At 64.5% G+C, this 12,696-nt stretch carries 12 protein-coding genes; 8 read left to right on the top strand and 4 right to left on the bottom strand.

From position 1 onward, the window contains the following. Nucleotides 1–353: 353 nt before the first annotated feature. Nucleotides 354–2,345, bottom strand: coding sequence for an acetate--CoA ligase (gene acs, locus ABD115_RS13880; RefSeq protein ID WP_343961858.1), 1,992 nt, complete (start codon nt 2,343–2,345; stop codon nt 354–356). 154 nt (nt 2,346–2,499) lie between these two features. Between acs and ABD115_RS13875 the strand changes: the two genes are divergently transcribed. The 5 genes from ABD115_RS13875 (at nt 2,500) to ABD115_RS13855 (ending at nt 8,360) form a co-directional block, all read left to right on the top strand. Then, complete coding sequence (locus ABD115_RS13875; RefSeq protein WP_343961855.1) at nt 2,500–3,495, top strand: TadA family conjugal transfer-associated ATPase; 996 nt, start codon at nt 2,500–2,502, stop codon at nt 3,493–3,495. A gap of 158 nt (nt 3,496–3,653) precedes the next feature. Beyond that, on the top strand, nt 3,654–4,523 hold the full coding sequence (locus tag ABD115_RS13870) for a type II secretion system F family protein (protein ID WP_343961853.1): 870 nt from the start codon (nt 3,654–3,656) through the stop codon (nt 4,521–4,523). 193 nt (nt 4,524–4,716) lie between these two features. After that, the gene (locus tag ABD115_RS13865) at nt 4,717–5,016 is read left to right on the top strand and encodes a hypothetical protein (RefSeq protein WP_343961850.1); all 300 of its coding nucleotides are present in this window, start codon (nt 4,717–4,719) and stop codon (nt 5,014–5,016) included. Between the two features lie 27 nt (nt 5,017–5,043). Next, a complete protein-coding gene (locus ABD115_RS13860) occupies nt 5,044–6,534 on the top strand; it encodes a recombinase family protein (protein ID WP_343961848.1) in 1,491 nt (496 codons plus the stop codon). Between the two features lie 650 nt (nt 6,535–7,184). After that, nucleotides 7,185–8,360, top strand: a complete 1,176-nt coding sequence (locus ABD115_RS13855; RefSeq protein WP_343961846.1) for a DNA cytosine methyltransferase — start codon at nt 7,185–7,187, stop codon at nt 8,358–8,360. On the opposite strand, the gene ABD115_RS13850 is transcribed toward ABD115_RS13855, so the two are convergent. Then, nucleotides 8,361–9,497: a HindVP family restriction endonuclease gene (locus ABD115_RS13850; RefSeq protein WP_343961844.1), complete on the bottom strand. Its 1,137-nt coding sequence runs from the start codon at nt 9,495–9,497 to the stop codon at nt 8,361–8,363. Nucleotides 9,498–9,667: 170 nt separating this feature from the next. Here ABD115_RS13850 and ABD115_RS13845 point away from each other — a divergent pair, with 170 nt between their 5' ends. Together ABD115_RS13845 and ABD115_RS13840 are read left to right on the top strand one after the other, a co-directional pair. Then, nucleotides 9,668–10,216, top strand: coding sequence for an antirestriction protein ArdA (locus tag ABD115_RS13845; protein WP_343961842.1), 549 nt, complete (start codon nt 9,668–9,670; stop codon nt 10,214–10,216). Next, nucleotides 10,213–10,383, top strand: a complete 171-nt coding sequence (locus ABD115_RS13840; RefSeq protein ID WP_343961840.1) for a hypothetical protein — start codon at nt 10,213–10,215, stop codon at nt 10,381–10,383. The genes ABD115_RS13845 and ABD115_RS13840 overlap by 4 nt, the downstream gene beginning before the upstream one ends. A gap of 14 nt (nt 10,384–10,397) precedes the next feature. On the opposite strand, the gene ABD115_RS13835 is transcribed toward ABD115_RS13840, so the two are convergent. Beyond that, entirely contained in the window at nt 10,398–10,718 is a 321-nt protein-coding gene (locus ABD115_RS13835; protein ID WP_343961838.1) for a helix-turn-helix domain-containing protein, read from the bottom strand. Nucleotides 10,719–10,940: 222 nt separating this feature from the next. On the opposite strand from ABD115_RS13835, the gene ABD115_RS13830 reads away from it, so the two are divergent. Then, nucleotides 10,941–11,651 (top strand): hypothetical protein, encoded by a 711-nt coding sequence (locus ABD115_RS13830; RefSeq protein WP_343961836.1) that lies wholly within the window; start codon nt 10,941–10,943, stop codon nt 11,649–11,651. Between the two features lie 424 nt (nt 11,652–12,075). On the opposite strand, the gene ABD115_RS13825 is transcribed toward ABD115_RS13830, so the two are convergent. Then, nucleotides 12,076–12,657, bottom strand: a complete 582-nt coding sequence (locus ABD115_RS13825; protein WP_232299595.1) for a nitroreductase family protein — start codon at nt 12,655–12,657, stop codon at nt 12,076–12,078. Between the last annotated feature and the right edge of the window lie 39 nt (nt 12,658–12,696).

Below are 12,696 nucleotides of genomic sequence, written 5' to 3'. Positions count from 1 at the left end.
CTAGATCTAGTCCGCACTAGAACGCTAGATCTAGTGCGGTTTACTAGACTAGTGAAACGTGAGTCACTAGTGAAATCACTAGACGAGAGTTCCAATAAGCACTTCGGTCGTTAGTCTGTACGCTAGTCACGAACTTCGGCAATTACCCACACTAATCTAGCCTAGATGCTAGCCAAAGTTACTAACCAAGCACTAGCGAGTAACACTAGATGTAGCGCAACTTGCTAGCAATTTCACTAGATCTAGTGCGAGTTGGTGCACTAGATCTAGTGAAACTAACTGACTAGATCTAGTGAAATTATCTGACTAGATCTAGTAGGTTTCGCTAATCGCAAGTTCTAGCAAAACGCTCGCTAGTTGCCTGATACCTGTTTAGCGATTGCCGTGATCGCTACAGTGTCAGCCAGTGTTGTAACGTCTCCAACAGTCTTGCCTTCAGCTACATCTTTCAGTAGGCGTCGCATGATCTTTCCTGAACGAGTCTTCGGAAGCTCATTCACTACATAGACATTTGCAGGGCGAGCAATTGCCCCAATGAGATCAGCAACATGTTTCTTCAACACAACTTCAGCATCTTCAGGTGCCAAAATTTCCTGTTGAGTTTTGATACATACAAAAGCAACTACCCGCTGGCCGGTCGTCTCGTCGTCTGCGCCGACGACCGCGGCCTCGGCGACAGCGTGGTGGCCGACGAGCGACGACTCGATCTCTGTTGTAGACAGCCGGTGGCCCGAGACGTTCATCACGTCGTCGACGCGGCCGAGGAACCAGATATCGCCGTCTTCGTCGAGGCGCGCACCGTCGCCCGCGAAGTACTTGTCGCCGAACTTATCCCAGTAGGTGTCGATGAAGCGCTGCGGGTCTCCCCACACATTTCGCACCATCGACGGCCACGGCCGCTCGACGACGAGCAGGCCGCCGTTGCCGTTCGAGACTGGATTGCCCTCATCGTCGACGACGGCGACCGAGATGCCCGGCTGCGCGATCTGGGCGCTGCCGGGCTTGAGCGTCGTGAGCCCCGGCAGCGGCGAGATCATGATCGCCCCCGTCTCGGTCTGCCACCAGGTGTCGACGATGGGGGTCTTGCCCGCGCCGATGACGTCGTGGTACCAGCGCCAAGCCTCGGGGTTGATCGGCTCGCCGACGCTGCCGAGCAGGCGCAGGCTCGACAGGTCGTACTGCTCCGGAACCTGCCGGCCGACCTTCATGCACGACCGGATCGCCGTTGGCGCCGTGTAGAAGATCGAGACCTTGTACTTCTGAATGATCTCCCACCAGCGACCCCAATTGGGGGTGTCTGGGGTGCCCTCGTACATGACCTGTGTCGCGCCGTTCGCGAGCGGCCCGTAGACGCCGTAGCTGTGCCCCGTGACCCAACCGACGTCGGCGGTGCACCAGTACACGTCGCTCTCGGGCTTGAGATCGAAGATGTCGCTGTGGGTGGTTGCCACCTGGGTGAGGTACCCGCCGGTTGTGTGCAGAATGCCCTTTGGCTTGCCGGTGGTGCCCGAGGTGTAGAGAATGAACAGCGGGTTCTCTGCTGGGAAGCCCTGCGCGGTGTGCTCACCGTCGTACGCCGTGATCTCTTCGTGCCACCAGAGGTCGCGCCCGGCGACCATGTCGATGTCGTTGCCGCCGCGCTTCACGACGAGCACGTTCTTGACGGTGCTCGGCTTGCCGTCGGCGTTGTCGAACACGAGCGCCTGGTCGACGACCGGCTTGAGCGGCGAGACGCGGCCCTTGCGGTAGCCGCCGTCTGCGGTGATGACGAGCTCTGCCTCGACGTCGTCGATGCGCGCCCTGAGGCTCTCGGCGCTGAACCCGCCGAACACGACCGAGTGGGCGGCCCCGAGGCGCACGACCGCGAGCATCGCGATGACGGTTTCGGGGATGAGGGGCATGTAGATCGCCACCCGGTCGCCGGCGGTCACGCCGAGGCTCGCGAGCATGTTTGCCGCGCGCTTCACCTCGTGCGTCAGCTCGGCGTACGTGATGGAGCGACTGTCGCCTGGCTCACCCTCGAAGTAGTAGGCGACGCGATCGCCGAGCCCGTTCGCGACGTGGCGGTCGAGGCAGTTCTCGGCGACATTGAGCTCGCCGTTTGCAAACCATTTCGCGAAGGGCGGGTTCGTCCAGTCGAGCACCTCGGTGAACGGCTTCTTCCAACTGAGACGCTGCTGAGCCTGCTCGGCCCAGTACCCCTCGGGGTCGGCCGCTGCGCGCAGGTAGATGTCTGAGGAGTTCTGGTTCGCCGCGGCGCGGAAGTCGGCCGCCGGCGGGTAGCTCTCCTGCGCATCGTGGGCGAGGGAGGAAAGACTTTCGATAGTGCCGTGATCGTCGCTCATGGCTACCCTTTCAATCTGAAACGTCATTGTCTGGGTCAATGTTAGACCCCCAAGCTTCGTCCACAGTCCCCCCGAAAGGAGGGGCGCGGCGCGGGCGCCCACATTCGCGGCGGTGGCCGTGGCGCCGCCGCGGTTGTCGGGTTGGGTTGCTGCCATGACTCAGAACATCTCCGCGCTGGTTGACCCCCGATCCACCGCAATCGGCAGCGACGCCAGGCGCGCCCTCGGCGGCCTGCTCCCCCTCATCGACGACCCCCGAGTGCGCGACGTGATGCTGCACGCGCGGGGCGACATCGGGCGGTTGTGGGTGGATCGCGGGGGCGGCGCCGAACCCGTGCCAGGGTGGCAGGTCGCCTCGATAGAGCTGCGGCACCTCGCGATCGCGCTGATCGCCGCGGGCGGCAGGCACCTCGACGAGCTGCACCCCTGCGCCGACGTGCGGTTGGGCGACGGCATTCGCGTGCACGCGGTGCTCGACCCCGTTGCGGTCGCAGGCACCGCCATCTCGATTCGGCTCCCCGCCGTGAGCGTGCCGACGCTCGCAGAACTCGCGCGCGGCGGGCTGTGCGACGAGCGCACAGCTGCCACGCTGCGCCGCGAAGTTGCCGAACGCAAGAACCTGCTCATTACCGGCGGCGCTGGCACCGGCAAAACCACGCTGCTCAATGCGCTGCTTGGGCTCGCCCCTGCGAACGAACGAATCGTGTCGATCGAAGACGTTGCAGAGCTGCGCCCGACTCACCCCCACCATGTCGCGCTCGAGGCGCGGCAGGCAAACATCGAGGGAGCAGGCGAGGTTGGCCTCGAGCAGTTGCTGCGCGAGGCGCTGCGCATGCGGCCCGACCGCATCGTGCTGGGGGAGTGCCGCGGGGCCGAGGTCGCCACGCTGCTCGCGGCGCTGAACACGGGGCACCGGGGCGGTGCAGGCACACTGCACGCGAACCGCCTCGCCGAGGTGCCTGCGCGCCTCGAGGCGCTCGGCATGCTTGCCGGGCTCACTGCGGCAGCGCTCGCACGCCAGGCGACGGCGCTCGACCTGGTGGTGCACGTTGAACGCAGCGGTGGGCGGCATCGCATCGCCGATCTCGGTGAGCTACGCGTCGGCGAGCGTGGCACCCTCGAGCTCGCCGAGGCCGGAGGCCACCGGTGACCGCGCCGGGCCGCGCACACGGGGCGCTTCGGGCGCTCCGCGCGGCGGGGGTACTCCGTTTAGCGCGTTCTGCGCGCTCTGCGCATTCTGCGCGCTCGGTGTGGTCGAGGCGTGCTGCGCGATCGCCGCGCCCCGAGGCCGAGGCGCTCGCAGCGCTCGTGGCATCACGCTGCGCCGCCCTGTTGCGCAGCGGGATGTCGCCCGAGCGCATGGTGGCGGCGCTCGCCGCAGACATCGAGCTGCCGGAGACTGCGGCGCTCGCCGAGCGGGTGCGCTCGGGGCAGAGCGTCGCCGCAGCGTTTGGGGCGCTCGATGGCCCAGAGTGGCGGCTGCTGAGCGCTGCCTGGCGCCTCGCGACCCACAGCGGTGCGCCCTTTGCCCCGGCACTGGATCGAATTGCGCTCGCGCTGCGCGGCATCTCCGATGTCGCTCGGCGCCGCGAGGTGCTCCTCGCCGGGCCGCGCTCGACAGCGCGGCTTGTTGCCTGGCTACCGCTCGCGGCGGTCGCGGTGGGCTTCTTGCTCGGATTCGACCCGCTGCCGGTGTTTCTCACGCCCATCGGGGCCGCGCTGCTTGCCGGGGGTATCGGGCTCCAACTCGTTGGGGTGCGCTGGACGCACGCGCTCGCTGCGCGGGTCGAGCGACGCGACCACGTCGCCGGATTGGAGTGCGAACTCATGTGGATCGCGCTCGCCGGTGGCTCGCCCCCGGGGCCAGCGCTCCGCAGCGTCGCAGATGCGGTGTCGCAGGGCGCCGTCGAGTGGGTGCCGATGGAGGCACTGCGGCGCGGCGAGCCACTGGCCAATGCGCTCGCGACCGCGGTCGCGGCGGGGGCGCCCGCTGCCGCGCTCCTGCTCGACACCGCGACCGAGCTGCGGGGGCATGCCCGCGCGCAGATAGAGCAGGAGGCGGAGCGGCTCGGCGTGCGCATCCTGGTGCCGCTCGCGTGCTGCGTGCTGCCCGCGTTTGTTGCGATGGGCGTCGTGCCCGTGCTCGTGACGCTGCTCGGTGACGTGCTGCTCGGGTAGGCGATCGTGGGTGCCGCTGGTCAGCGCCGCCGAGTCGTTCTCCACATGCCGCGTGATGCCGCGGAACCCGGTGGAGGCTGCACGCTTGCTCGGCAGCGTGTTCGGGGCCGGTCGGCGCGGGCGACGATCGACTCAGCGCGCCGTGCTCGGCGACAGTCGGTTGCCGGGGCGCGCTCACCCAGAGGAGGCAACAATGGAGATTCGAACCGTGAGGCAGCGAGGTGCAGAGACCGGAGAGACGGGCGAGGCCGCAGAGGTGCTGCGGGCGCTCGGCTTCCCAGCGTCTGTGAGGCAGAACGAGGGGCTGGCGGTTGCCAGAGTCAGCCGCCGCAGGGCGCGCGCTGCACGGCTCGTTCGTTTGGTGCGGTTGACCTGGAAGGTGCGGCGGGCACGGCTGCTCCGTGGAGTTCGGGGGAGCCGGCTGCTCACCGAGGAGCGCGGGGCGGTGACGGCCGAGTATGCACTCGTGATCATGGCCAAGGTGTGGCGATAAAAACATACTCTGAGATAGACTGGCCCCGTGCCCAAGAAAACCGTCTCTGACCAGCTGAAAGTCGCGATCTATGCGCGCCAGTCAGTCCATGAGGAGCAGGGAATCAGGCAGCAGCTCGACGACTGCAGCCGCGAAGCTGGCTATCGCGGCTGGCAGGTCGTGGGCACCTACCCGGATGACGCTACCAGCGGCTCGAAGGAGCGTGGCCCCGGCACGAACTGGGCTCGGATGCTCAAGGACTTCGACGAAGGCCTGTTCACCGCCGTGCTCGTCAACGACGTTGACCGCCTCACCCGCAACCTCACGGATGTGCTCGAAGTGCGCCCTCCGAAGCGCGACATGCGCGTGCTGACCGTCCGTGGCGGCATCGACACCGATGACTCGACCGGCGACTTCCTCCTCAAGCAGCTCGTGCTCCTCGCCGAGCGGGAGGTCAAGCAGAAGGCGCAGCGAACCCAGCGCTATGCCGTCGAGCGCCGGAAGTCGGGGCACCCCACCCCGGGCCGCACGCCCCACGGCTACCGATGGGTGCCCGACATCGCCAGAGACGAGAATGAAACCCGCTACCGGATCGACCCCGACGAAGCGGCTGACGTGAAGACCATATTCGCCGAGTTCCTCGGCGGTGCTGCGCTGGGACAGATCGCCCGAGACCTGAACAACGACGGAAGGCTCACGCGAGCGGGCAAGCCCTGGATCGCCTCGACCGTTCGGCGCGTGCTGATGAACCCTCAGTACGCCGCGCTGCTCGCACCGTCACAGGAGACCGGCAAGTTCGACATCGCGAGCATCGACCTCGCTGAGTGCGCCCCCGGTGCGTGGGAGCCGATCATCGACGAGGCGACCATCGCAGCCACGCGAGCCCGGCTCGTCGGCGTCAAGCCCACCCACAATGGCACCGCCCGGAAGTGGCTGCTCTCCGGTCTCGCGGTCTGCGAAATCTGCCGAGCGCCCGTGCGCGCCGCCAGCGGCGAGACACACCCCACGGCCAGAGTGGACGGCTCCGGCAAGGCCGACAGCAAGCGTTACCACGCCTACCGCTGCGTGAACGGCCACTTCATGCGAAACGGCGACATCATCGACGACTTCGTGAAAGAGGTCTGCATCGCCCGGCTCAACAGGCCCGACGCCATCGACCTGCTGGTGCCGAAAGAGGAAGGGCCGGACATCGGTCTGCTGAACACCCAGCGAGCGGCGCTCGACTCTCGAGAAGCCACGATCATCGACCTGATCGCGAAGGGGAAGATGAACGCGAAGACCGCCGAGGCCGCTCTCGACGTGCTGACCGAAGAGCGACGCGCGATCACCGAAGAGTTAGCGCGTGCTGTCGCCTCAGACCCGCTCGCCGAGGTAGTGGCCTCCGGCGACTCCCGCGCGTGGTGGGATGACGCCTCGCTGGCCCGCCGCCGCGGCGTAATCGGGGCGCTCATGACCGTGGCGATACGGCGCGCGGGAAAGGGGCGTCGCGTCACCACTTTCGAGGCAGCGTCCGAGACAGTCGGCATCGAGTGGCGATAAGCACTCACCGGCTACCTGACGTGCTCGAAGGGATCGACTACTGAGTGCAGCCCACAGTTCGGACACACGAAGGCTATGCGGACTCCACCACCCTCACCCACGTCGAAGGGGTCGGGCTCACAGTCCTCACTACAGCTCGCACAAGTTCGATACTGCTCGTTGGAATCGAAGACAAAACCGAAAGTCGATCCGCCGCCATTCTTGTCCACGCCTTGAGCCTACGGCCCAGTCGGTACGAGCCGTCAGCAGGTTTGAGGAGTGGCTCCGCCAAGTCGTGACGCCGTAGGATATGCTCACATCGTGAGCGCAGACACGCAGGGGCTTCCGGAGGACGACCCGAGGCACGGCACACCTAACGGGTATGGCAATCACAAGTGTCGATGCGCTGAGTGTCGGGCTGCTCACGCGGCCGCCCACGCGGCGTATATCAAACGTAAGCGCGAGGCTGGTGAGGTTCTCGGAAACCACGGGTCAAGCCTGGCCTACGAAACCGGCTGCCGGTGCAGCACGTGCCGACTCGCACACAATGCTCGTTCCATTGAAAAGGGTCGCCGCTACCGGGCCAAGAAGCGAGCCGATCACAACTCTTAGGGGTCGTTTCTTGCAACGACCTAGTTGCACGACTCGACCCCTTGTGGGATGATAGATCTATGACATCGCGCACCCTCGACCCCACGGTGAAGCCTGACGAAGCTACCGATCTTTACGACGTGAAGCGGCTCGCGGCACTCCTCAACGTGAAGCAGGCAACAGTGCGCAGTATGCGCGCTCGCGCTCAGCTGCCCGAGCCCACCTCTACTGACATCAACGGCGGTGCCGTGTGGGCGCGTGAAATCGTAGATTCGTTCTTCGCTCAGGACACCGGCAACGGCTCGGTTGTCTCAGCCATCGTCAATCCCGAGTTGCCCAAGGTCATCGACTTATTCTCAGGGTGCGGCGGCATGTCGCTCGGCTTCCAACTCGCAGGCTTCGACGTGCTCGAAGGGTTCGACAACTGGAAGTGCGCGGTCGACACTTACAGCAAGAACCTCGGCCATGATGCAACACTGCTCGACCTAGGTGATGTCGACGCGACCATTCGCGCCCTCGAAAGGTATGAGGGCGACGGCGAGTTCCCCGCGATCATCGGGGGGCCGCCCTGCCAGGACTTCTCGTCTGCTGGCACCCGCGTCGAGGGCGCGCGAGCCGACCTCACCGAGAAGTTCGCGGCCGTGATCGAGCGGTTTCAGCCCCCGTTCTTCGTGATGGAGAACGTAGCGCGCGCCGAGCACGCAGCAGCGTTCAAACGCGCCGTTGCCGTGATGGAGGCCGCTGGCTACACCGTCAACAAGGTCGTGCTCGATGCGTCGCTCTGTGGCGTGCCTCAGAAGCGTAAGCGCCTGATCACCATCGGCACCAAAGAACCAGCCACCACTGCCGCAATCTTCGAGTGGTTCACCGAGAACAAGAGCGAAAAGCCCATGACGGTGCGCGACTGGTTCGGCAAGCGCCTGGGTACGAGTACCTACTACCGCCACCCACGCAGCTATGCTCGTCGCGGCGTGTTCTCGATCGACGAGCCCTCACCGACGGTGCGGGGCGTGAACAGGCCGATTCCTGCTGGCTACCCCGGCCACCCCGGTGACGTGGCACCGGTCTCTCAGACCCGACCGTTGACTACTGCCGAGCGTGCAGAGATCCAGACCTTCCCGCGTGGCTACAAGTGGGTCGCTTCACGCACCGACACCGAGCAAATGATCGGCAACGCGGTGCCTGTGCGCCTCGCGAAGTTCGTGGCTGAGGGGATTGCCGATGCCATCAGCGGCAACGACGCACGCGACGAGTAGCTAGTCTCGCAGGTCGGCCTGACGGCTCAACTCCTCGGCGAGGTGCTGGATCGCGATGGCCGCATCGAGTCTGCGCTCGGGCAACAGGTACTGCGTGCTCGAGGGGCTGAGCACCTCGCCGAGCTCGGTGCGGGTCACGCGGGGTTCGAGGAACTCTGGCGAGGACAGGTGCTTGAGCGATGCCGCTCCCGAAAACGAACCCGCTTTGTCGGACTGTACGCCGTAGGTGATCTGCGAATGGACGATGCCGAAGTTCAGCGTGTTCTGCACTGTGTAGTCGAGTAATGAACGAACGAGCCAGATCAGGGCCCGGCTCGGTCGTGAGATCTGCTTCGGAGCCTTCGGCTTGGGCGAGCCGTCCGCCTTGAAGTATTCGCGGCGCAGCTGGTCGATGAACAGCTGCAGGAATGCCATGTCGGTCCACGTGAATACGTCGAATGCGTGCTCATCAAGAACAGGCTTCTGCCCTTCTGAGCGCCAGATCGCCGTAAGCACGAGCGGAGTCTGCACATCGAGGCCGCCCTTAGCAATGCTCTCGGCGGCTCGAAGTATGCGAGGCAGAGCGGCGATCATGAACTTTTCATCGGTCCATTTGTAGTCGTTTGGCTGCCCTAGCTCGCGCACGATGAGATCCATCAGCTCAATGCGACGCGCCTGACCGTATGAGTGTGCAATTGAGAAGGCGAGCTGCTCGACCGTAGGAGGCCGCACCACGATCTCGCATGACTGATCTTTTCGATCTCGTTTCGCTGTCGACGATGTCGGCACGACCACGAGTTTGATTTCGAGCGGGCGCAGGTGCTCACCAGTTCCGCGCTCGATCACCACGGCATCGCTCTTGTTCGCGCTGGTGTGCGTGTAGTTGCCGTAGCCCTTATAGACACCCTCAAACTCGAAATGAGCGCGATCAGGCTCCGTACCGATGATCTCGCTCCAGGCGGTCATGACGTGTTCGGTAGTGAGCCGACCGGCGCTGTCGAGCGTCGCCTTGATCATGGGGATGGGCAGTTTCCGCTCTGCGGCAAGGTATTGCGCCAGCGAGAGCGGGAAGGCGTTGGTGAAGATGTTCTTCCCCAACGAACTTGCTTCACTGAAGTCATGGCTCGCGTGGTCGAGTCCGTAGAGGAATGGTTTCACCCCGCCAGTTTACCGGTAACGGACTTTGGGTCACCGGGGATGCTGACAAGTAGCCCGGCATGGCCGGGCCGGGAGAACTGCTGAGAGCGGTGAGCCCGGCGTAACTGCGTCGATTCACAGAGCACGACTGCCAGCCGCGCCGCCGCCCTCGACGACACGAGGAGGCTTCCATGACGACCGCAACGCTGGCCGACACCACCCCGCGCATCTGGGTCGGCTGTCTCGCCTGCTACAACAACGCCCGCCTCGTCGGCGAGTGGTTCGACGCCATCGAGGGCGACGACATCACTCTCGCCGATGTGCACGGAGGCGCACAGCACGTTCGCCCTGGCTGCGAGGAAATCTGGGTGATGGATCACGAGAACCTGCCGATCAGGGGCGAGTGCTCGCCCCACGACGCCGCACAGCTCGCCCACGTCGTTGAAGAAGTCCACGAGAACGACCGTGAGGCGTTCCTCGTCTGGGCGCTCAGCGGAGACCAGATCGAGGACGGCGACGGTCTGCCGAGCGCGAGCGACTTCGAGGAGCGCTACTGCGGAACGTGGGAGAGCTTCGAGGCATACACCGAGAATCTCGGCGAAGACATCGCGCTGCTCGACGGTATCCCCGACGAGATCGCCCGCTACTTCGACTGGCGGGCGTGGGCTCGAGACCTCGCGTTCGACTACACGACGAGCGATGCCCCCGAGGGCGGCGTGTTCGTGTTCCGCTCACTGTGAACGTTGCCTTCGATCCCTGGCTGAGCTACTGCCTCGATGAAGCACATATCGGGCCGTGGCCGTGCGAGTCGGAGTGGTTCTTCGAGCCAGACCTCGGCGCGTTCAAGAGCTACGTCTGCCCCGAGCACGGGCCGGTGTCGATGCGCGTGATCGTCTCGATGCGATGACGTGGACGCACTGCTCAGAAATCGTCGAGCGCTGACGCTCGTGAAGCGTTCTTGCGGCGGCGCTTGACGGGGTTCGCATCAGCCGGTGCGTCGCGCTGTTCAGGCAGCTCGTCGCGCAGCTCCCCGTTGAGCAGCGCGACCGGATCGAGGCCCAGGATGCGGGCCAGTTCGTCGAGAGTGTCCACCGTGACGTTGAACTCGGATCGCTCGAGGCCAGCGATGTAGCGGGTGGTCAGGCCAACGCGCTGGGCCAGCCTCTCCTGCGACAAGCCCCAATGATTGCGCTGCGCTCTGAGCGCCGCGCCGATCTTCGTCTTGAGTGAATCCTGCTCCATCCGTACAAGCGTGACTGCTAGTACTCTCACGTTCCATGCTGTGATACGTGCTGGAACGTATACGTACTACTAGAATCGGCTGATAGACGAGCAGCAACGATGCCGTCAAGACAGAGACGGGAACACCCGCCCAGGCGCTTCGCCCGCGCCGGATACCTACACCCCCGAACGGCCCGACCTGTCGGCGATCACGTCAACCAACACCGGAAATGAGGCACCGCCATGCGCACCACCAACACGAGACCAATGATGACCGCCGCAGCCGTCGGGGCGGCTGCACTGCTCCTACTCACGGGCTGCTCCGGCAACGGAGCCAGCACCGCCTCCGGCACCTACTACGGAGAGACCGGGAAGGGCAGCGATCCAGCGATCATCGTCATCGACGGTGACGCAGTGACGTGGGGCGAGTTCACCTGCGACAACGTGGGCGAGATCGACATGGACGATTCCGACACCAGTATCGGCTCGCTCGACAAGACCCGCACCACGGTCGCATGGACGCAGGAAGGCCGGTACAGCAACACCGACCCCTTCACCGAGTCGGAAGACGGATCGGTCGTCACCATGAGCGGGGGCACCTACTCGAGGGTCGGCACCGACGTGGGCGATGCCCTCCTCGCCGAACGCGAGCAGGACTGCAACGAGCGAGCCGAGAGCCAGAAGAAGCGCGAAGCTGCGCAGGCTGAACAGGCCGAGGCCGACTCCAAGACCAAGCCCGCGTTCGACAAGACGCTCAGTGCTCTGCTCGACGCTGCCGAGTCAGGCAAGCTCCAAGACGCCGAGAGCATCTTCGCTCAGAATGGCATCACCGTGGATGAGTTCGCCGCGTATCTCGAACGGAACTACAACGGACTGTCTGCGGACGAACTGTTCAGCATGTTGCAGGACAGCCCTGATGCGGCGCGTGCGACGCTCGAAGAGTACGGCCAATAACCAGCCTCCACCAGCAGAGCCCCGAGCGTTCACACGCCCGGGGTGTGAGATGACAGCGAAGATGGCACTTTTTCGCTAGTTGGCATCCCAGTGATTATGCGGAATTTCTCCGTAATCACGTTTGGTTTAGTCGGTGTTTTGCCAACGAAGTTGGCATTGTTTCTGGATGTGCTGCTTCGCTCGCTAGGGCCACACCCAGCCCCTCCTCCCTCGGGCTTGCGATGCGCTCCGAAGGTCAATGGCCCTGCGGCTGCGCCTTGTTCGCGAAACCGCTTCAAAGTACAGGCGAGTTTTTCTCGGGAAACGGCCCAGGTTTCAACGTGAGGTGCGAGAGCAGTCATGCTCTGAAGTAGCATTTGTGAACAAAAAATATGTACATCTTTATGCTCATGTTCACCTAACTCGAGGAGGGTGACCTCTGAGGTTAGGGGAGCATTCCGAGAAACTGATGCGGGTCGAGTGCCGGCCGATTCGATGCCTCCAGGCGCTCTCGGAATGACGGGTCAATGTCACCCACATACAACCACCCCATGAGGTGCTCGTGTTCTTCGAGCCCGTGCATGGCTCGCACTGGGTCGCTGTTCGCGAGCACTCCGGTGCGCCACATCACGCCCCACCCGGCTCGCCACAGTGCGAGTTCGAGCAGGTGCCCGGCGCCAGCCGCAGTCGCGTGTTGCTCCCACTCTGGCACGAGCGGGTGCTCGGTGGAGCTGGCGATGACCGCGATGAGGAGTTCTGCCCGGTATGGCTTGGAATTGCGTTCTCCCGGTTCACGGGTGGTCCCTGCGGCCGCGTCGAGCGCATCGGCTAGACGGCCCCGATCCTCGCCCCGCAACACGATGAGTCGCCACGGGCGCAACGCCTTATGGTCGGCAACCGGGGTGACCGCGGCGAGGAGCTCGCGGAGTTCGTCGTCGGTGGGGGTGTGCGGCCCCACTTTCGACACTGAACGCCTGGTCGCCATGGCCTCGAGTACCTCGTCGTCAAAGAATTTGCCCTGTGTCATCCCTGAACCTCTCCAATCTGAATGTTTGCCGAGCAAGAC

Source organism: Leucobacter albus, from assembly GCF_039528015.1.
GTDB lineage: Bacteria > Actinomycetota > Actinomycetes > Actinomycetales > Microbacteriaceae > Leucobacter > Leucobacter albus.
This window is presented reverse-complemented; position numbering and strand designations above follow the sequence as displayed.

Bases quoted from the DNA above. Each gene is read 5' to 3' on its own strand.
- acs (WP_343961858.1), bottom strand. From the start codon at position 2,345: ATGAGCGACGATCACGGCACTATCGAAAGTCTTTCCTCCCTCGCCCAC.
- ABD115_RS13875 (WP_343961855.1), top strand. From the start codon at position 2,500: ATGACTCAGAACATCTCCGCGCTGGTTGACCCCCGATCCACCGCAATC.
- ABD115_RS13865 (WP_343961850.1), top strand. From the start codon at position 4,717: ATGGAGATTCGAACCGTGAGGCAGCGAGGTGCAGAGACCGGAGAGACG.
- ABD115_RS13855 (WP_343961846.1), top strand. From the start codon at position 7,185: ATGACATCGCGCACCCTCGACCCCACGGTGAAGCCTGACGAAGCTACC.
- ABD115_RS13845 (WP_343961842.1), top strand. From the start codon at position 9,668: ATGACGACCGCAACGCTGGCCGACACCACCCCGCGCATCTGGGTCGGC.
- ABD115_RS13835 (WP_343961838.1), bottom strand. From the start codon at position 10,718: ATGGAGCAGGATTCACTCAAGACGAAGATCGGCGCGGCGCTCAGAGCG.
- ABD115_RS13830 (WP_343961836.1), top strand. From the start codon at position 10,941: ATGCGCACCACCAACACGAGACCAATGATGACCGCCGCAGCCGTCGGG.
- ABD115_RS13825 (WP_232299595.1), bottom strand. From the start codon at position 12,657: ATGACACAGGGCAAATTCTTTGACGACGAGGTACTCGAGGCCATGGCG.